General features: G+C 67.3%; 18 protein-coding genes. 10 read left to right on the top strand and 8 right to left on the bottom strand.

Features of this window, described 5'->3' with window-relative positions; genetic code table 11:
* Nucleotides 1–113: 113 nt before the first annotated feature.
* Nucleotides 114–512 carry a hypothetical protein gene (locus tag EV643_RS43180; protein WP_202870063.1) on the top strand — a complete coding sequence of 133 codons (399 nt, stop codon included), beginning with the start codon at nucleotides 114–116 and terminating at the stop codon, nucleotides 510–512.
* 108 nt (nucleotides 513–620) lie between these two features.
* On the opposite strand, the gene EV643_RS43175 is transcribed toward EV643_RS43180, so the two are convergent.
* On the bottom strand, nucleotides 621–1,565 hold the full coding sequence (locus EV643_RS43175) for a phosphotransferase family protein (protein WP_133806041.1): 945 nt from the start codon (nucleotides 1,563–1,565) through the stop codon (nucleotides 621–623).
* Nucleotides 1,566–1,995: 430 nt separating this feature from the next.
* Here EV643_RS43175 and EV643_RS43165 point away from each other — a divergent pair, with 430 nt between their 5' ends.
* A complete protein-coding gene (locus tag EV643_RS43165) occupies nucleotides 1,996–2,325 on the top strand; it encodes a hypothetical protein (protein ID WP_133806040.1) in 330 nt (109 codons plus the stop codon).
* Nucleotides 2,326–2,501: 176 nt separating this feature from the next.
* On the opposite strand, the gene EV643_RS43160 is transcribed toward EV643_RS43165, so the two are convergent.
* From EV643_RS43160 to EV643_RS43145, 4 genes are all read right to left on the bottom strand, one after another.
* Entirely contained in the window at nucleotides 2,502–3,104 is a 603-nt protein-coding gene (locus EV643_RS43160; protein ID WP_133806039.1) for a dihydrofolate reductase family protein, read from the bottom strand.
* On the bottom strand, nucleotides 3,101–3,973 hold the full coding sequence (locus tag EV643_RS43155; protein WP_133806038.1) for a metalloregulator ArsR/SmtB family transcription factor: 873 nt from the start codon (nucleotides 3,971–3,973) through the stop codon (nucleotides 3,101–3,103). Before EV643_RS43155 ends, EV643_RS43160 begins: the two co-directional genes overlap by 4 nt.
* A gap of 83 nt (nucleotides 3,974–4,056) precedes the next feature.
* Nucleotides 4,057–6,222, bottom strand: a complete 2,166-nt coding sequence (gene helR / locus EV643_RS43150; protein ID WP_133806037.1) for an RNA polymerase recycling motor ATPase HelR — start codon at nucleotides 6,220–6,222, stop codon at nucleotides 4,057–4,059.
* Between the two features lies 1 nt (nucleotide 6,223).
* Nucleotides 6,224–7,435 carry a glycosyltransferase gene (locus tag EV643_RS43145; protein WP_133806036.1) on the bottom strand — a complete coding sequence of 404 codons (1,212 nt, stop codon included), beginning with the start codon at nucleotides 7,433–7,435 and terminating at the stop codon, nucleotides 6,224–6,226.
* 215 nt (nucleotides 7,436–7,650) lie between these two features.
* On the opposite strand from EV643_RS43145, the gene EV643_RS43140 reads away from it, so the two are divergent.
* On the top strand, nucleotides 7,651–8,346 hold the full coding sequence (locus tag EV643_RS43140; RefSeq protein WP_133806035.1) for a 4a-hydroxytetrahydrobiopterin dehydratase: 696 nt from the start codon (nucleotides 7,651–7,653) through the stop codon (nucleotides 8,344–8,346).
* A gap of 4 nt (nucleotides 8,347–8,350) precedes the next feature.
* Here the strand turns inward: EV643_RS43140 and EV643_RS43135 are convergent, their stop codons facing one another.
* Nucleotides 8,351–9,073: a VOC family protein gene (locus tag EV643_RS43135; protein ID WP_133806034.1), complete on the bottom strand. Its 723-nt coding sequence runs from the start codon at nucleotides 9,071–9,073 to the stop codon at nucleotides 8,351–8,353.
* Nucleotides 9,074–9,218: 145 nt separating this feature from the next.
* Here EV643_RS43135 and EV643_RS43130 point away from each other — a divergent pair, with 145 nt between their 5' ends.
* The gene (locus EV643_RS43130; protein ID WP_133806033.1) at nucleotides 9,219–9,665 is read left to right on the top strand and encodes an NUDIX hydrolase; all 447 of its coding nucleotides are present in this window, start codon (nucleotides 9,219–9,221) and stop codon (nucleotides 9,663–9,665) included.
* 4 nt (nucleotides 9,666–9,669) lie between these two features.
* Here the strand turns inward: EV643_RS43130 and EV643_RS43125 are convergent, their stop codons facing one another.
* Nucleotides 9,670–10,428: a DinB family protein gene (locus EV643_RS43125; RefSeq protein WP_133806032.1), complete on the bottom strand. Its 759-nt coding sequence runs from the start codon at nucleotides 10,426–10,428 to the stop codon at nucleotides 9,670–9,672.
* Nucleotides 10,429–10,693: 265 nt separating this feature from the next.
* Here EV643_RS43125 and EV643_RS43120 point away from each other — a divergent pair, with 265 nt between their 5' ends.
* The 3 genes from EV643_RS43120 to EV643_RS43110 all read left to right on the top strand — a co-directional run bounded on the left by EV643_RS43120 (nucleotide 10,694) and on the right by EV643_RS43110 (nucleotide 12,836).
* Nucleotides 10,694–11,110 carry a YciI family protein gene (locus EV643_RS43120; RefSeq protein ID WP_133806031.1) on the top strand — a complete coding sequence of 139 codons (417 nt, stop codon included), beginning with the start codon at nucleotides 10,694–10,696 and terminating at the stop codon, nucleotides 11,108–11,110.
* Nucleotides 11,110–12,324 (top strand): RNA polymerase sigma factor, encoded by a 1,215-nt coding sequence (locus EV643_RS43115; protein WP_133806030.1) that lies wholly within the window; start codon nucleotides 11,110–11,112, stop codon nucleotides 12,322–12,324. Before EV643_RS43120 ends, EV643_RS43115 begins: the two co-directional genes overlap by 1 nt.
* Before the next feature lie 155 nt (nucleotides 12,325–12,479).
* A complete protein-coding gene (locus tag EV643_RS43110; RefSeq protein ID WP_133806029.1) occupies nucleotides 12,480–12,836 on the top strand; it encodes a YciI family protein in 357 nt (118 codons plus the stop codon).
* Between the two features lie 159 nt (nucleotides 12,837–12,995).
* On the opposite strand, the gene EV643_RS43105 is transcribed toward EV643_RS43110, so the two are convergent.
* The gene (locus EV643_RS43105; RefSeq protein WP_133806028.1) at nucleotides 12,996–13,550 is read right to left on the bottom strand and encodes a TetR/AcrR family transcriptional regulator; all 555 of its coding nucleotides are present in this window, start codon (nucleotides 13,548–13,550) and stop codon (nucleotides 12,996–12,998) included.
* A 62-nt stretch (nucleotides 13,551–13,612) separates the two neighbouring features.
* Here EV643_RS43105 and EV643_RS43100 point away from each other — a divergent pair, with 62 nt between their 5' ends.
* From EV643_RS43100 to EV643_RS43090, 3 genes are all read left to right on the top strand, one after another.
* The gene (locus tag EV643_RS43100) at nucleotides 13,613–14,521 is read left to right on the top strand and encodes an alpha/beta fold hydrolase (RefSeq protein ID WP_133806027.1); all 909 of its coding nucleotides are present in this window, start codon (nucleotides 13,613–13,615) and stop codon (nucleotides 14,519–14,521) included.
* A gap of 171 nt (nucleotides 14,522–14,692) precedes the next feature.
* Nucleotides 14,693–15,391: a class I SAM-dependent methyltransferase gene (locus EV643_RS43095; RefSeq protein WP_238166214.1), complete on the top strand. Its 699-nt coding sequence runs from the start codon at nucleotides 14,693–14,695 to the stop codon at nucleotides 15,389–15,391.
* A gap of 811 nt (nucleotides 15,392–16,202) precedes the next feature.
* Nucleotides 16,203–17,069 (top strand): phosphotransferase family protein, encoded by an 867-nt coding sequence (locus EV643_RS43090; protein WP_202870062.1) that lies wholly within the window; start codon nucleotides 16,203–16,205, stop codon nucleotides 17,067–17,069.
* Nucleotides 17,070–17,261: the final 192 nt, after the last annotated feature.

The following is a 17,261-nucleotide window of genomic DNA, read 5'->3' as shown; positions in this document are numbered from 1 at the left end:
GCGGCGACTGGACCAGCTACGCCGCCGAAGTCAGCCGCCGGACCGAACCATGAGAACGGGCATTCAGACAGTTCCAATAACCGACGTCGCCAGAGGCGGTCTTCGACGACGTCGTGGTTGCCCACTACCAGCAGTTCCTCGACCGCCGCCGCGATCAACGCCCGCCCGAGGAATACCGCGAACCCACTCCGGCTGAGTGGAGCGAGTTCGAGGAGCACTTCGACAAACGCAAGGTCGAGGTCGGCTCCTGCGGCCGGCCCTACGGCACTCCGTGCGCTCACGAGCACGCCTGTATCCGCTGCCCCATGCTCACCATGAACCCGAAGATGCTGCCCCGCCTGGACGAGCTCGAGGCCGACCTGGTCCAGCCCCGCACCCACGCCGCCGACAACGGCTGGAAGGGCGAGATCGAAGGCATCGACCTCACACTGACCTTCCTCCGCAGCAAACGCACTCAGACCCGCCGGTCGGTCAGCCTCGGCATGCCAGCGTTGCCGGGACCGAGTGCCTAGAGTGGTATCTCGTTATTAGCCGGTGATTGATGCGAGTGCGACCGACCTTCGTGCAGGGGTCTGTGCGGCATGCCAGAACCGGAAGAGCGACCAGCAGGGAACCCGCAATTATCCGAGGCGCCGTAGCGCTGTCTCGATAGCGACCTCGACCCGGGAAGTCATGCCGGGCACATCGACGGGACGGCGCCCAGCGACCTGACTACGGATCCACTTCTGCGCGCTGTCGTCATAGTGCAGCAGGGCATACAGGTCCCACCACGGATCGAGAGTCACCCCGGCGATCGACTCATAGAGCGAATGAAGCTGCTCCGACCACTCGGGCGAGTAGAGCGCCGCCAAGTATCGCCGACAGTGCCCGACGTCAATCGCGCGCGCCCCCCGATGGATGGAGTTCCAGTCGGTCAGTCCAGTAATCCTCCCGCGCGACCACAGCATGTTGACAGGCAGGAGATCGCAGTGCAGAAAGACGGCAGTTTCCTTTGGCGGCGGCGCCGCCATGACACCAAACGCCGCCTTCCACACAGCCGGCTTCTGTGCGTCGACCGGCACCTGAAACCCGTCTAGAGGAGCGATCCAAGAATCCGTCCAAGGTCTGAACGTCTTCGCGGGGAGATCGAGGGAATGCAGCAAGACAGCAATCTCCGCGATCCTCGTCAGCCACGACCGAGGTTCCGCCGGATTGAGGTGAACATGCCCCTGCAACCGTGTCATCAGCAACGATGGCGCGCCCCCCGTCGAAGCACCAGCAACATCAGTAGCCAGGATGCTCGGAACCGGGAGCCCGCTTCCCGCCACCACACCAAGGTTGGCGATCTCCTTCTCCAAGGGCTCCTGCAGGCCAAGCCCGCCCGGGTACTGCCGCAGTACGACGAACGTTCGCATTCCACGTCGCTCGACAGTCAGCCGATTCACGGCGGAGCAGACGCCACCGGTCATTCGGCGATAGCCAACGATGCGACTGCCCCGACCCATCGACGCCGCAACCCAGGCGAGAGTCTCAGGGGAGGGCCGACGCTGTCTGAACCCGCCATCCCTCCAGTCGCCGTCGGTCATGAGCGCGAGCCTATTCGTCAGGGGCCTGCGGCGATACGGGTTTTCTAACTAACCCGCCAGAGGCAGTGACCCGGCTGCTGGACGGCCGTCACCATCTGGAACGGTTCGCGATGGAGCAGGCGGGTGAGGTGGACTACCTGATCACCTGGAGGGACAACGAGTTCGTCGGACGGGTGAGCCTCACACCGTGTCGTCGTGCGGGTGCGAATCGACGGTGCTTCGCATTCCCGAAGTCGCCTTCGTGCCTCCGGCTGTGCTTTGAAGTAGGCGATCCAGCGTGCGGCGCCCCCACAGACTCACCAGCGGATTACTGACCTCGTAGTACCAAACGAGGCCCATGGCCTGCACGTTGCACAATCACCGAATGCCTGACTGAGCATCAACGGCAGCATGGAATGCTGGAGGGATCTTTGGCTCTTGAAGGGTGTTCATGTCCAACGTGCCGGTTGCTCGCCCGAAGATCGTTTGTCTGTGCGGTTCCCTGCGCTTCAGCAGGGAGTTTGCGACCGAGCGCACGCGCTTGACGCTCGATCTGACGATCGTCCTGGCTCCGGAGGCCACCGAGGCGCATGTGCTGGACCCTTTGCTCGTGCGGGCCTTGGGCGAGCTGCACCTCCGCAGGATCGACCTCGCAGATGAGGTACGAATCGTGAACCCCGGTGGCTACATCGGGGAGGCCACCCGCCGCGAGATCGCGTACGCCAACGCATTGGGCAAGCCCGTCACGTACTTCCACGAACTGGCGATTGGGGACAGCTAGTCGGCTTCTCTGGCCGACCCGGCTGCCGGCGAAGTAGAGCCAGGTCAACCGGGCCGGCGGTAGTGCAGAGAAGGTCGACCCACCCTGACACCTGGCTCGACGTCGTCACGGCGGCGTGCGCAGCCGGCATCAGGAGATCGTGAGGACTACCAGTTGCTGAGTGGCTTGCGGCCGGCTCAGCGGAGTCGGTCGTAGACGAGGGCCAAGGTGCCGTGCTCGCCGGCGGTCTGGCTCGCGAGCGCCCACTTCCCGGCGGGCAGGCCGTCGTCGAACAGGCGCGGGCCGCCGCCGAGGAAGACCGGGAACACCGTGATCGCCAGCCGGTCGACCTTGTCGGCCGCCAGGAGCGCCTTGATGACGCTCGCGCTGGAGAGCACGAGAATGTCGCCGCCCTCGGTCGCCTTGAGGTCCGCGGCCACCTCGGCGGCCGGCTTGTCGACGATCGTCGTCCGCTCCCACGGTGCCTCGCGGAGAGTGGAGGAGAGCACCACCTTGTCGGTGTCGACGAGCCACTTCGCGAAGCCCTCATCGCGCGGGTCAGCACCTTCCATACCGATGACGGTGGGCCAGAAGCCGAGGAACCCCTCGGCGTTGACCCGCCCGACCAGCGCCGTCGTCGCGGTCTCCCACAGGCTGGTCAGGTGGTCGCGGGCGACGTCGGTGACGGCGTACGGCATCACCCAGCTCATGTCGAGAGGGTTGTCCGGCGCGGCGTAGTGGCCGTCGAGGGAGATGGCGATGTTGGTGACGACCCTGCGGCCGCCGGTCTGCTCTGTCATTTCCTGCTCCTTGTGTCGGTGTCGTGCTCGGTGCTGTCGGTGTCTGTCTTGTGCGAGTCCGCGGCGAGGGTTGCCGCGAGTTTGTCGAGGCTCTGGCCGAAGCCGAGCTCGATGCCTGCGATGAAGTCCGCGGAGTCGACTGTGCTGTCGGTGATCCGCCAGCGGACGTCGAGGTCCGTGCCGGTGCTGGTGGGCTGGAGGCCGAGGTCGACGTGGCTGGTGAAGGCGAGGCTGCCGTCGGGAAGGAGAGGGGAGAGCCGGTAGGCGAGGAGCTCACCGGGGCGTACGTCGTCGATCACTCCCTCCGCGCGCCCGGCGACCAGGTCGGAGCCGTCGGTGTCCTCGACATCGCGGTACTCCAGAACGATCCGCCCACCCGGTCGCGCCTCGAAGACGAGCTCGGAGACGCGGAGGTCGTCGGGTGCCCACCACTGCGCGAGCAGGGTGGCCTCGGTCAGGTGGCGCCAGACCAGCTCAGGGCGCCCCGTCAGCGAGCGGACGAACCTGAACGAGCGGCCGTCGGCCCACCCCGACTCCTCCGCGGCGAGCCGCTCAGCTTCGACGCTGAGACGGTGGCGGTCGAAGGTCTCCCGGGCGCCGCCGACTTGGTCCGCCGTGTCCGCGAGCCGGCTGAGCGCAGCTGCCAGGTCCCGCAGCGGACCGGGCCGGAGCGCGTAGATGCGGCGCTGGCCGGTCCGCTGGGAGGTGACGACGCCGGCCCGCTCGAGGGTCTGCAGGTGCTTGGTCGTCTGCGGCTGACGCGCCTCGGCGAGCTGGGCGAGGACCCCGACCGATCGGGGCCGCTGGGCCAACAGGTTCACGAGCCGCCAGCGAGCCGGGTCCGCCAAGGCAGTGAGGAGTGCGTCCATGAGGACAAGCATTCACCACAGTGAATATTCGTGTCAAGGAATAATTTGGAAGAGGACGCTCACCTTCCAACCGCGCCGTACGGTCAGGGGCCGGTGAGGATGACGAGTTGCTGGGTGGCTCGGGTCATCGCGACGTAGCGGTCGACTGCTCCTTCGATGCCCTCGCCGAACGACTCCGGGTCGATCAGGATGACCAGGTCGAACTCGAGGCCCTTCGACAACACCGGAGTCAGCGACCGTACGCGGGACGTCCCCTGGTACGACGGATCGCCGATGACGCACGCGATCCCGTCGGAATGCTTGGCGAGCCAAGTGTCGAGGATCGAGTCCAGTTCCGCAGTGGATCCGTGTACGACGGGGAGGTCGCTGCTGCGGATCGAGGTCGGCACGTTTGCGTCGGGGAGTACGGCCCGGATGACCGGCTCGGCTTCCGTCATGATCTCTTCGGGCGTCCGGTAGTTGATGCTCAGGGAGGCCAGGTTGATCCGGTCCAGTCCGATCCGCTCGAGCCGTTCCTGCCACGACTCCGTGAACCCGTGCCTCGCCTGGGCACGGTCCCCGACGATGGTGAAGCTCCGGGACGGGCAGCGGAGCAACAACATCTGCCACTCCGCATCGGTGAGCTCCTGCGCCTCGTCCACGACGATGTGCGCGAACGGGCCGGCCAGCAGGTCCGGGTCGGCGGTGGGCAGCGCGTTCTCGTCGACCAGGGCCTCCTGGATGTCCTTGCCGCGCAACATCGGCGCCCACAGGTCGTCTCCGTCGGCGGACTCGAGGATGTGGTCGATGACATCGGTCATGCGTTCGCGTTCAGCTGCCGCGGCGGCCTTCGCGCGACGCTTGCGTCGTGAGGCCTCCGGATCGCCGAGGCGCTGCCGGGCTGCGTCCAGGAGCGGCAGATCGGACACCGTCCAGGCCTCGGGATCCGCGCGCTGCAGCTTCTTCACCTCATCGGGGTTGAGCCAGGGAGCACACATGCGCAGGTACGCGGGTACCGTCCACAGGTCTCCGACGAGATCGGTCGGTTCGATCAGCGGCCACGCCTTGTTGAAGGTGTCGACCAGCACCTCGTTCTGTTGAAGGGACCTGCGCAGCATTTCCTCCGAGACGTCTTCGTCGTCGTATGCGTCCGCGTGCTTGTCGATCAAGATCGTGAGCAGCTCCTCCCAGACCAGGTCGCGCGCCTCGTTGTGCGGCGTACCGGCGTCTGGTACTCCGAACGCCTCGGCCCAGTCCGCGGCGCTGAGCCAGATCTCCGACCAGTGGGTCTCGACCGTCATCGGCTTGGTGGGCGGCTCCTCGTAGAGCCGGACAGCCGGCTCGATCGCCTTCACCATGTCCGCGGACGACTTCAGCCGGGCCACGTCCGGGTCAGGCTCGTCCGCTGCCGCGGCGCCTTCGGGGAGGAGGTCGCGCAGGGTGCAGGTCTGGACGCCTTCCTCACCGAGGCTTGGGAGGACGTCGGCGACGTAGGCCAGGTAGGGCTGGTGGGGACCGATGAACAGTACGCCGCCGCGACGGTGATCGAGGCGTGGATCGGAGTACAGGAGGTAGGCGGAGCGGTGCAGAGCGACGACTGTCTTGCCCGTACCCGGACCGCCGTCGACGACGAGAGCGCCGCGGGAACTCGCGCGGATGATGGCGTCCTGGTCGGCCTGGATGGTGCCGAGCACGTCTCGCATCCGGGGCGACCGGTTGCTGCCCAAGCTGGCGATGAAGGCTGACTGGTCGTCGAGCGCGGCGGCGTGCCCTTCGAATCCGTCCGAGGTGAACACCTCGTCCCAGTAATCGCTGATCCGGCCGCGGGTCCAGCGATACCTGCGGCGGAATGTCAGGCCCATCGGGTTGGCATGGGTCGCTCCGAAGAACGGTTCGGCCGCGGGGGAGCGCCAGTCGATCAGCAGCCGACGGCCCTCGGTGTCCGTGAGGCCGAGGCGTCCGACGTACACGGGCTCGGGGTTGTCCGCGCTGACGATGTGTCCGAGGCACAGGTCCAGACCGAAGCGACGCAGGGTACGCAGGCGGCTGGTCAGCCGGTGGATCTCCAGGTCCCGGTCCAACGCCTCCTGGCCGGTGCCGCCAGGTGCCTTGCGGGTGGCGTCGAGCCGGTCGGACAGGTCGGCGATCGACTGCTCGAGGCTCTCCGCGATCGCCGCGAAGTGCTGCTCGTCGCCGGCGATCAGCGTCGGGTCGGCCTTGGGGGAGAGGTGGTCGGGGAGGTCGAAAGCGCTGGTGGTCAGGGGGTTCATGTCAGCGGCTCCCATCGAGTAGCAGCTTCGCGGCCGCCATCGCGCCGTCGGTTCGGATCGTGCCGGCGACGGCGGTGGCTCGTGCGCGGGTCTCGGGGGTCAGGGTCGTCTTGAGCGCGACGGACAGGGATTCGGCGGTCGGAGCCGGGCCGTCGTGCGCGGTACCGATGCCCAGGTCGGTGACCCGGCCGGCCCAGTACGGCTGGTCTGCCGCCTGGGGTACGACCACCTGAGGCGCGCCGGCCAGGGTGGCCGTGGTCGTGGTGCCCTGGCCGCCGTGGTGAACGACGGCGGCCACCCGGCGGAACAGCTCCTGGTGGTTGACCTCGCCGACGACGAAGCAGTCGTCCTGGTCGTCGATCAGGTCCAGGTCCGCCCAGCCTCGGGCCACGACCGTACGGCGGCCCTGCGCGCGGACCGCGTCGACGGCCACCTGGGCGACGTCCTTCGCCTTGTGCATGGGCATGCTGCCGAAGCCCACGTACACAGGCGGTGTGCCCGCGTCCAGGAACGCTTCCAGGTCGTCCGGCAGCGGGCGCTCGTCCGGCAGGATCCACCCGCCGGTCTGTACGACGTCGAGTTCCGCCGCCTCCTTCCACGGGTCCAGGATCGGGTCCGTCGCCAGCCACGGCCGGTCGCCGATGACGTAGCCGCGGACGTCGTCCACGGGTGGCAGGCCGATCGACGCCCGGTTCGTGTTGAGCGCCTCACCGAACAGCACGTTGTTGCTCTGGGCATCCAGATCCCACAGGACACGGTTGTCGGTCACCTCCGGCGGGAACGGCCGGCCCGGATACGCCAGCGGCGCGCGGTACGGCGACGGCAGAGTGAGCTGCTGGAACGTCACGGACACAGAGCGGATGCCCAGCTTCTCGGCCACCGACAGCGCGCCCGCCGCAGCCGGCATCATGCCGGTCGCCACCAACACGTCACATCCCTCGGCCGCTGCGGTGACCACCTCGAACTGGCTCACGATCACCTCGGCCGCACGCTGAGGGATGGATGACGGCCGCGGCGCCGAAGTCGTCAGCGCACGCGCCGACTGACCGACCGGTACCAGCGGTACGCCGACACCGGCCAACCGCTCCGCGAAGTCCTCGTCCGGCGGCGCGCACACCCGCACCTCCGCGCCTAAGGCCCGCAACTGCACCGCGAGTCCCACCAGCGGTTCGACGTCCCCGCGCGACCCGTACGTCGACAACAACACTCGCACTTGGCGACTCCCCATATTTCTTCGGATTCTGGCTACGGCCGACGATTCTCCGGCACAACCCGGGGCTTGCGGCAAGCCCACCAGTGCGCTATAAGTTGGGAGTGGAAGGGAGTGGGTCTCCCTTCCTTTTTGTTTGTCCACAGCAACTGGTCGCCTGGGATGCGCCGTCAGGATCCGGACGCTGATCGTCCGGGATCAGGGTTACGGTTTCGTTCATGGACATGCTGACGGACGAGCAAATCGCTGAGACCAAGCTGGACGACTGGCGCAAACTGGGGCAGGGACTACATGCCCGATATGTGGTTGGCGACTTCGGCGCCGGCGTACGGTTCGTTGCTGCACTGGGGGAGGCCGGTGATGCACTGGGTCATCATCCGCGGGTGACGATGGGGGACCGGTATGTCGATCTCAAGTTGATCAGCGAAGACGCGGTGTACCGCGATGACGAGGGCACCGAGCACATTGTCGAGTGGGTGACTCAGCGGGACATCGACCTCGCCGTACGGATCACCGAGATCGCGGCCGAGCAGGGTGTCGACGCTGACCCGGCCTCGATCACGACGATCGAGCTCGCCCTCGACACGGCGCATGCGGCGACGATCGCTCCGGTGTGGGCGGCCCTGCTGACCGGGAGTGCGGAGGCTCGGGGCCGGGGGACCATCGGCGACGACGTCCGGGACGCGACCGGACGGGTACCGATCCTGTGGTTCCAGGAAACCGACGAGCACGAGACCCCGCGTCAACGGTTCCACATCGACGTCTGGGTGGCGCCGGAGGTTGCCGATCAGCGGATCGCTACCGCCGTCGCCGCAGGCGGGATCGTCGTCGATGACACCCAGGCGCCTTCATACACAGTGATCGCCGACCAAGACGGCAACAAGGCCTGCGTCTGTACGTCGCTGAGCCGCTGACCCGTTATCGGGGAGTCAGCACGCAGAACTCGTTGCCGTCGGGGTCGGCCATGACGACCCAGCTGACGTCGCGCTGTCCGATGTCGATTCGAGTCGCCCCGAGGGAGACGAGACGGTCGACCTCGGCTTGCTGATCGCCGTCGGCCGGGGGAGCGAGGTCGAAATGCAGCCTGTTCTTCCCCTTCTTCGGCGCCACCGGCGGACCGCCCCAGGTGATCTTCGGACCGCCGTGCGGCGACTGAATCGCGGTCTCCTGGTCCTGGTCCCAGACCAACGGCCAGTCCAGCGCCTTGCTCCAGAAGTACCCGACCTCCTGCGAACCGTCGGATGCCAGCGCACCAATGAATCCGGTGTCGGCAAGGAAGTTGTTGCCCGGCTCGATGACGCAGAACTCATTGCCTTCCGGGTCGGCGAGCACCACATGAGCCGCGTCCGGGCCTTGACCGATGTCGATGCGCTGGGCGCCGAGTTCGAGCGCCCTCTCCACCGTCCGCTGCTGTTCCTCGAGGGACTGGCTGGTCAGATCGAAGTGCATCTGGTTCGGACCGGTCTTCTGCTCCTGACTCGGAAAGAATTCCAGCTGGAAGCCGGTGTCATCGTTCGGCAGCAGCACGTAGCCGCCATCCGGATCGTCGACCATTTCCCAGTCCAGTACGCCGGCCCAGAAGCGCGCCAGACGAAGCGGATCGTTCGCATCGAAAGTGAGCGCAACAAGGTGAGATGTCATCCGCTCCGAATCTCCGATCTGCTGACGCATAACCACGGCGAGGGCACGTCCTGCCCATCAGGCAAGCAACGTAAGACGCTCGGAGTCCGCGACGCAACACGATTAACCAGAGGCCGACGCCGGTAGGCGCCGCTACCCTCAGTCGGTGGACTTCACCGACTACGACACCAGGCTGGCGGCGTACGCCGTGATCATCGATCAACACGACCGAATCCTGCTCACTTGGTTCAACGGTGGTGGACACTCACCTGGCTGCTGGACCATGCCGGGCGGAGGCGTGGAATTCGACGAGTCGTTGCAGCAGGCAGTGGTGCGTGAGGTGCTGGAGGAGACCGGCTACTCGGTCGAGGTCGGGAGCCCCATCGCCACCCACGCATTCACCAAGCCGAACACAGATCGCGACGGCCGCCGCCCGTACAAGTCCGTCCGAGTGATCTTCACAGCCGCAATAACAGGCGGATCACTGGGCACCCTCGAGGTGAACGGTACGACGGACTTCGCACAGTGGATCCCACTCGACGAGGCGCCAACCCTTTCCCCACGCGCCGACATCATCGACGTCGCCCTCGCCGAACTGGTGAGGCCGTCCTAGTGGGTTAATCGACACCGGCCTCGAGTACGGCGAGGTCGCGTACGGCGTAACGGTTGTGCTCGGCCTCTTCCTTCAGGATCACCTTGAGGCAGCGGCGTACGACGTACTCCTGGTCGGGGTACGGGTCCGCCGGCTTGCGACGGCAGACCCGGTCTAGCTCGGACTCGGTGAGCCCGTCGACGGCACGGCGCATCGTGGCCATGCGGGCGAGCCGCGTCGCGAGTACCTCGTCGAGCGTCGGGGTGGCTTCGAGGGTGAGCCCGAGCTTCGCCGACGCGTCGGGCGGCATCCCGCCGGCCGGGTAGCCCAACGGGTGGTAGGGCGATTCCTCCTCGAGTACGGCATTGCCGAGCCATGCATCGCTGGCGAACAGCAGATGCCGCTGGGTCTCGACGAACGACCACTCGCCGTTGACCTGCTCGTACAGCTTGGCCTCGGGCAACAACCTGGCGCGGTCGAGCGTCGCCTCCCACAGGCTCTCGATGGCATCCCAGGCAGCCCGGTAGTCGTCGGGGGAGACCGCGTCACGCGCCATCACCCGCGTGGGCTGCTGACGGTCGAGCTCGGCCTCGACGTACGCGGTCACGTCAACGTCGTTGACGACGAGACGCTCGAAGTCGCCACCGATGTAGACGTCGCTGCCATAGCAGTCGACGATCTTCAGACCGCTGACCTCGCAATCGCGGATCTCAAGCCCGGCAAGCTCACACAGGTGGATGCGCGCACCACGGAACTGATCACTTTGCACATATTCAGCAGCCATCGACGCAGTCTCCCGCAACCGTCCCACCCACGCCAGTCTCCTGGAAAACGGCCTGTGTCGCGTCAGCAGTCCGGATAGCCTCCGTCGCATGGCGCGGGATGAGGCACGGCGCATGGTGGCGGCGTTGGCCAGCGGGCGGGCACGATGGAGTGATCGGCTGCGTCGTGGCGAGACATTTCTCCGGGGCCGTGTCGATCCGCGGGCCGCTCGTTCGACCTGGGGGTGCGAGGGCCGAGACGCGGCCCCGCCGGAGGAGGAGAACGCGATGGCGCAGTACATGCTGATCATGCGGGGCACCGATGAGTCGAACGCGGCCATGATGGCGAACATCGACGAGCTGATGGCCGCGACCCGCCTGTTCATCGAGGAGACGGCCAAAGCCGGCGTTTACGTCGCGGCCGAAGGGCTGGACGATCCGGACCAGGGCGTCGTTGTGCACTTCGGCGACGAGGCCCCGGTGGTCACGGACGGGCCGTACGGAGAGACAAAGGAACTGTTCGGGGGCTACTTCCTGCTCGATGTCGCCTCGAAACAAGAGGCGGTCGAGTGGGCGAAGCGGGTCCCGGCGGTCGCCGGGTCCAAGATCGAGATCCGGCGGGTGCCCGGGGAGAACGAGGTCCCACAGGACAGCGGGAAGTTCGTCAAGGAAGGGGCCTTGCGCGAGAGCAGCGGCCAGATCTGATGGACACGGCCGACGTCGAGGCCGTCTGGCGGATCGAGTCGGCGCGGATCGTCGCCGCGCTGACCCGGTTCACCGGCGATTTCGGGTTGGCCGAGGATGCTGCCCAGGAGGCGGTGGCTGAGGCACTGGTGTCGTGGCCACTTGCCGCTCCGGCCAGTCCGGCCGGCTGGCTGATGGCCACGGCCCGGCGGCGGGCGATCGACGCGATCCGCCGCCGGACCGCCCTGAAGGACCGGTACGCCCTGCTGGCGGCCGGCCCGGCGGTCGACGACGAAATCGACCCCGACAGGATCGACGACGACATCCTGGCGCTGATGTTCATCAGCTGCCACCCGGTGCTCTCCCGCGAGGCCCAGGTGGCGCTGACTCTGCGCGTGGTCGGCGGCCTGTCCAGCGAGGAGATCGCCCGCGCGTTCCTCGTCCCCGTGCCGACCGTGCAGGCCCGCATCACCCGGGGCAAGAAGACGATCGCGGCGGCCGGGGTGCCGTTCGAGCTGCCGGCGGCCGGCGAGCGCCGGGAGCGGCTGGGCGGCGTGCTCAGCGTCCTCTACGTGATCTTCACCGAGGGGTCGACGGCCACGTCGGGCGACCGGCTGCTGCGCCCCGACCTCGCGTACGAGGCAATCAGGCTGGCCCGCACGCTGGCCGCGCTGCAGCCGGACGAGCCGGAGGTGCACGGCCTGCTGGCGTTGTGCGAGCTGACGGTCGCGCGCTTCCCGGCCCGGACCGGCCCGGACGGTTCGCCGGTCCTGCTGGAGGACCAGGACCGGCGACGGTGGGACTTCTCGGCGATTCGCCGTGGGCTGGCCGCGCTGGTCAAGGCCTCGACTCGCGGCCTCGGCCCCTACGGCCTGCAGGCCGCGATCGCGGCCGCCCACGCGTCGGCGCCCTCGGTCGAGGCCACCGACTGGGACCGGATCGTGGTGCTCTACGAGGCGCTCGGCCGGGTCGCGCCCTCGCCGGTGGTCGAGCTCAATCGGGCCGTCGCCGTGGCCATGGCCTCGGGTCCGGCGCAGGCCCTGGCGATCGTGGACGAGCTGATCGCCTTGGACCGGCTCCCCGGTTCGCATTTGGTTCCGACCGTACGCGGTGAGCTGCTGGCCCGCCTCGGACGACGACCGGAGGCGCGCGCCGAGCTGGAGCTGGCGGCCCGGCTGTGCGCCAACCAGCGCGAACGCTCAGTGCTGCTGCGCAAGGCGGCCGCGCTGAGCTGACTTCTCCAGCTCGGCTTCAACTGGCAGGGACGGGAGTAGCCGGGTGTGCGGAAGGCCCGTGAAAACTTTTGCCGATCGCCTGTCGGATCCACCGGACGCCGTTCGTAGCGTAGGTGGAGGCGGACAGCGGGTCCGCTCGAGCCGAAGGAGCAGACATGCCCGAGTACCTCATCTACTTCAACCAACAGTGGGTGGGTGACCACACCGAGGAGTGGTTCGCCGGTCGCGGGCCACTCGCCAGGGCGGTTGTGGACGAGATGAAGGCTGCCGGCGCTTACGTTTTCGCCGGAGGGCTGGAGGAGGAGGACGGCCCGGTCTACAGCGCCGACCCCACCAGTGGCGACGTGTTGATCACCGACGGACCATACGTCGAGTCCAAGGAGTTTCTGGGCGGGTTCGCTCTGGTGGACGTGGCTGATGACGAGGCCGCCAAGATGTGGGCGGGCAAGGTCGCGGAGGCATGCGGTTGGCCGCAGGAGGTTCGCCGCTTCAAGCCGCGGCCTCAGGGCTAATGGTCGACCGCGACCTCATCGTGGACTGCTCGGAACTCGATCCCTCCTGGACGGATTGATCGGCCCGATGCTTCGCCCGCTCATCGGCATGAGCGGGCGAAGCAGGTGTCACGGACTGCGGCATCCGGGCAACCCACGTCGAGCTCGACGACCGTCAGGTCAAGACTCTGCGAGGGCGCGCACCGCGCGTTCGATCGCGGGGCGCATGTCAAGAGCGGGGTCGACGGTGAGCCGGTGCAGGAGCAGTCCGTCGGCGAGCGCCATGAGGGCCCGGGTCGCCGGCACGGGGTCGGCGATGCCAACGGCGATCACGATCCGCTCAGTCCACCGCTCGAACTCGCGGCGCTGCCGCCGCAGCGGCTCGCCAAGCTCAGGATCGCCGGCGAGTTCGAGGAAGAGGGCGTAGCGTGCGCGGGTGCGCGTGGCGAACGGCCCGGTCTGCAGTTCGGCCATGGCGCACAAGCCCTCGATCAGCCCGTCGAGTCCCGTGATCGCAGGCATCGCGGCCGGGTCGAAATCGGCGCGCTCGCGCTCGGCCATCCAGTCGACCACGCCGCCGAGTAGCGCCCGGCGAGTGCGGAACCAGTTCGAGGTCGACCCAGGGGGGAGGCCTGCCCGTTCGTCGACGCGCGCATGGCTCAACGCGCGCACGCCCTCCGCGCCGAGCAGTTCCACGGCCGCCTCGAGTGCGCGCTCCCGGGTCGCCGCGGGCATGGACGCCCCCTTCCAAGAGGTCTACTATGAACATAGTACTCCACCGCGTGAAAGGGGTCGCCATGCCCACGCCCGAGCCCCGCATCACCCGTTCCGTCGACGCCTCGGCCTGGTCGCCGCCGCTGCCAGAGGCATCCGGCTTCGACCATCTCGTCGTCGAGACGCCCGGCCTGCACACTCACGTCGCCGCCATCGGCGAGGGCGAACCGGTCGTGCTGTTGCACGGATTTCCCAAGCACTGGTGGCAGTGGCACGCCGTAGCGCCGGTCATCGCCGCAAGCGGCTACCGCGTCATCTGCCCCGACCTGCGCGGGGCCGGCTGGACCGTGGCCGACGATCCACGTGTCGACCGCGAGACCCGGCTCCGCGACCTGCTCGCCCTCTTCGACGTCCTCCACATCGAGCGCGCCCACCTCGTCTCCCACGACATGGGCGTCATCACCGCGATGCAGCTGACCTACGACCACCCCGAGCGGGTTCGAACGGCAGTGCAGCTCTCCGTGCCGCCGGGATTCTTCACGTTCAGCCCGAAGCTCGCCCCGGGCTTCCGGCACCTGCCCCAGTTCATCTGGCACCGCCCGGGCACCTCACTGCGCGGAGTCTTCTCCGAGGCGTACGTCGCCCGCCCGATATCGGAGGCAGCCGTCGACGCCCACCTCGCCCCGATGCGCCGACCCGACATCGACGGCGCGGTGCGTCCGCTCACCCGCGGCATGATCCTGCCCGAAGCCATGCGCATGATGCGCGGCGTCTACCGCCGCCGGCGGCTCACGGTGCCGACCCTCGTCGTACTCGGCCGCCGCGACCACCCCTGGACCGAGGAGCTCATGGGGCGTATCTGCCGCAATCCGGAGCGGTACGCCGATCGCGTCGAGTTCGCCTATGTGGATGACGCAGCGCACTTCATCACCGACGATGCCCCGGCCGCGGTCGCCGACCTCGCGCTCGACTGGTTCGAACGAGCCGCATGACGGACGGGCAGCTCACCACTCAGACGTCCGCTCATCGGCACGCCGGCGCCTTCACCATCTGCGGCAACTCCCGGTCTTTAGCTGGCAGGACCGGGAGTTGATGAGGCGGAGTAGGCCTCGGAGCAGGTGGTCGCACCGATGGTGCGAGCCTGCCGACACAAGGAGCGCTCGGTGCCGAAGACCGATTACGACGAGTTCGCTGAGGCGTACTCCGCGGACAACGAGGTCAATCTGCTCAACGGCCACTACGAACGGCCGGCGATGCTGAGCCTTGCTGGTGACGTGGACGGCCGTCGCATCCTCGACGCCGGCTGTGGCTCCGGTCCGCTGTCAGCGGCGCTCCGTGACAGGGGCGCGATCATGACCGGCTTCGACCTGAGCACGGCAATGATCGAACTGGCCCGCCGAAGGCTGGGCGAGGACGCCGACCTGACCGTCGCCGACCTGGCCAAGCCACTCCCGTACGCCGACGCCGCATTCGATGATGTCGTGGCCTCCCTCGTCCTGCACTATCTGGAGGACTGGACCGAGCCGCTCGCAGAGCTCCGCCGGGTGCTGAAGACGGGCGGACGCCTCATCCTGTCGGTGAACCACCCGATCCTCTACACGGCGTTGAACCGCGACGCCTACTACTTCGACGTCGCCGAGTTCTCCTATGACGCCGAGCACGCCGGCCGCACGGTCGTCTACACGAACTGGCACCGGCCGCTTCAGGCGATGACCGACGCCTTCACGGCGGCAGGTTTCCGGATCTCGGTCGTCAGCGAGCCGCCGATCGCCCCGGACACGCCGAGCGAACTGCTTCCGCAGGATCTGAAGCACACGACGAGGTTCATCAGCTTCATCTTCTTCGTGCTCGAGGCGTGCTGACTCGGACCAGACAGACCGGCGTCCGGCTGAGCGGGCAGCCTGGCACTCACACACGGCGCTCTCGTCTAACTGGCAGACGCGGGTGGCGATGAGCGGGGAGTAGCCGGCGGAATCAACCCATGGTGTGCCGGCTGGCAACGTACCAAGTGTAGTTGTGGATGCACGGGCGTGTTGCTCGATCGTCTTGGTGGCGTAGCCGAGTGCCTCCGCGATGATCGCGATCGGGGTCAGCTTGGTGAGTTCGTGCAGAGTGCCGAGCCGGGCGGCTTGTGGGCCGAACACGAGCTGCGTTCAGACTGGTAACGCCGGTTGTCGGAGTACCGGGAGTTGCGCGCCAGAGGGGTGATTGCCTGCGATGCTTTGGGGTCAGCGCACCTTGCCATCGGGAGGGAATAGAACATGGGACGGTTGACCAAGGCTGAGCAGGACACCATCGTCGGCGAGCTGACTACCGATATGGGTTCGTTGAGCGACGAAGAATCCGACGCCTGTACAACCAGCTCGACGCCGCGCATCAGTTGGAAGTGGACCAGAGGATCCGCATGTTCGCAGACAACGCGGTCGGGGACGAGCACTCGGACTCCGACAACTGAGCCGCAGATGTGGGACTGCCGTTCGTCGAACTGCGCGATTTGACTGGCAGGGACGGGAGTTGGTGAGCCGGGAGCATCCGAGGGACAGGGTCCGTCGGATCGCGGGTCGAACGCCCGGTTGGTACACCGGCGCCCGGCTGCACAGCACTCTCGGCTACCGCAGCCCCGCCGAAAATTAGGGGGACCGAACAAGGTCACAAATGTAGCCTGACCAAATCATGGAGATGTCCGACATCACGCGCGCGATCGCGGCCGCGACTTCGGTCGCCGCATCGCTCGACCTGCCAGCCAACGACGCAATCGTTCTCCACAACTCGAACAAGCTGGCGCTGCGGCTGACGCCATGCGACGTCCTTGCCCGGGTCGCCCATGTGGGGCAAGAGGTTGCACAGCTCGAAGTCGAGCTCGCTCAACGGCTCGCCGAGGTCGGATGCCCGGTGGGCGCCTTGGAGCCTCGGGTGGACCCGCTTGTGTACACGCGCGATGGCTTCGCAGTGACGCTGTGGATCTACTACGAGCCCGTGGCACCTCACGTCTCACCAGTCGACTACGCCAAGGCGCTGGAGCGGCTGCACGCCGGCATGCGCAAGGTTGATGTGGCGAGCCCACGGTTCACGGATCGAATCGCGGAGGCGGAAGAACTCGTTGCCAACCCGGATCTCTCGCCGGAGCTCGCCGACGCAGACCGCGTGTTCCTCGGCAGCAGACTAGGAAGCCTGCGACGGGCGATCGACGACCGCGGCGCCGTGGAGCAACTGCTCCACGGCGAGCCGCATCCCGGCAACGTGCTCAGCACGAAGAATGGCCCGTCGTTCATCGACTTTGAGACGTGCTGCCGTGGACCCGTCGAGTTCGATCTCGCCCATGTTCCCGAGGCGGTCTGCGAGCACTACCCGAGCGTTAACCAAGGACTGCTGGACGAGTGCCGGCAGCTCGTTCTCGCGATGGTCGCAGCGTGGCGTTGGGACATTGGCGACCAGTTTCCGAACGGGAGGCGATTCGGAGAGGAATTCCTGCGCTCGCTGCGCGAGGGTCCTCCCTGGCCGACACTCGACACGATGACCAGACGACTGGATGGTCTGTAGAAATCGCCGAAGGCCACTTGAAAGCGGCAAGGAACCAAGCGGCGAGGCTGTCGCCGTTGCAACCCACGTCATGGCCGGCACAAGGATCTCGGCCCCACTGTTGCCCGTCGTTCATCTTGCAGATGAAGGCGTCACCGGTGTTGCCGATGGGCGGGGTGTGGGAAGGCCCCGCTCGCTGGTCGCGGACGGGGC

This window comes from Kribbella caucasensis, from assembly GCF_004361855.1.
Taxonomy (GTDB): domain Bacteria; phylum Actinomycetota; class Actinomycetes; order Propionibacteriales; family Kribbellaceae; genus Kribbella; species Kribbella caucasensis.
The sequence above is the reverse complement of the archived record's forward strand: the minus strand, read 5'-3'. Positions and strand labels throughout refer to the sequence as shown.

Coding starts and splice junctions, on each gene's coding strand:
- EV643_RS43175 (WP_133806041.1), bottom strand. CDS start 1,565: ATGACCGACGGCGACTGGAGGGATGGCGGGTTCAGACAGCGTCGGCCC.
- EV643_RS43165 (WP_133806040.1), top strand. CDS start 1,996: ATGTCCAACGTGCCGGTTGCTCGCCCGAAGATCGTTTGTCTGTGCGGT.
- EV643_RS43160 (WP_133806039.1), bottom strand. CDS start 3,104: ATGACAGAGCAGACCGGCGGCCGCAGGGTCGTCACCAACATCGCCATC.
- EV643_RS43155 (WP_133806038.1), bottom strand. CDS start 3,973: ATGGACGCACTCCTCACTGCCTTGGCGGACCCGGCTCGCTGGCGGCTC.
- helR (WP_133806037.1), bottom strand. CDS start 6,222: ATGAACCCCCTGACCACCAGCGCTTTCGACCTCCCCGACCACCTCTCC.
- EV643_RS43140 (WP_133806035.1), top strand. CDS start 7,651: ATGGACATGCTGACGGACGAGCAAATCGCTGAGACCAAGCTGGACGAC.
- EV643_RS43135 (WP_133806034.1), bottom strand. CDS start 9,073: ATGACATCTCACCTTGTTGCGCTCACTTTCGATGCGAACGATCCGCTT.
- EV643_RS43125 (WP_133806032.1), bottom strand. CDS start 10,428: ATGGCTGCTGAATATGTGCAAAGTGATCAGTTCCGTGGTGCGCGCATC.
- EV643_RS43120 (WP_133806031.1), top strand. CDS start 10,694: ATGGCGCAGTACATGCTGATCATGCGGGGCACCGATGAGTCGAACGCG.
- EV643_RS43115 (WP_133806030.1), top strand. CDS start 11,110: ATGGACACGGCCGACGTCGAGGCCGTCTGGCGGATCGAGTCGGCGCGG.
- EV643_RS43110 (WP_133806029.1), top strand. CDS start 12,480: ATGCCCGAGTACCTCATCTACTTCAACCAACAGTGGGTGGGTGACCAC.
- EV643_RS43105 (WP_133806028.1), bottom strand. CDS start 13,550: ATGCCCGCGGCGACCCGGGAGCGCGCACTCGAGGCGGCCGTGGAACTG.
- EV643_RS43100 (WP_133806027.1), top strand. CDS start 13,613: ATGCCCACGCCCGAGCCCCGCATCACCCGTTCCGTCGACGCCTCGGCC.
- EV643_RS43090 (WP_202870062.1), top strand. CDS start 16,203: ATGGAGATGTCCGACATCACGCGCGCGATCGCGGCCGCGACTTCGGTC.